Annotated in this window: 1 pseudogene; it reads right to left on the minus strand. The window is 58.3% G+C overall.

Annotated features, from left to right (window positions below):
- A pseudogene (rne, locus tag J5224_RS34240) lies at positions 1 to 578 on the minus strand (ribonuclease E); the annotation flags it as partial.

The following is a 578-nucleotide window of genomic DNA, read 5'->3' on the forward strand; positions in this document are numbered from 1 at the left end:
GCCGCTGATCGTCACGCGGCGCTTTTTCAACTGCTTCTTCAACGGGGGCGACAGTTTCCGCCACCGCTGCTGGGGCATTCTGACGTTTGTTGCGACGGTTCTCATCCCGTGATTCGCGGTTACCGTCACGGTTTTCCTTGTTGCCATCACGACCATCACGGCTGTCACGGGCACCATCACGTTGATTACGATCGCGACGGTTGTTTGAACCTTGACGACGACCAGAACGGCGCTCCTGACGCTGCTCCGTTGAGGCAGGCTCTTGCGTGTCGGTGCTTTCCGGTTGGCTTTCAGCGCTGGCAAACACGTTTTTCAACGCGCCGAACAGACGACCAAACAGCCCAGGTGTTGCAGGCGCAGCGGCTTGCTCTGGTGCGGTTTGAACGGTCGGCTTCGGTGTGATTACCGGCGATTCAGGCAGGTCAGACATGGTGAACGTGGCCAGGGCCGGTTGCTCAGGAACCTTGCGCTCCAGGGATTGCTCTTCCTGAACCTGTTGTGCCTCGGCATCAAGGCGCTGTGGCAGCAGATAGCTGTGGGTGGTTTTTTCTTCACCTTTACGCACCCGCATAACATGG

This window comes from Candidatus Symbiopectobacterium sp. NZEC135 (assembly GCF_025962695.1).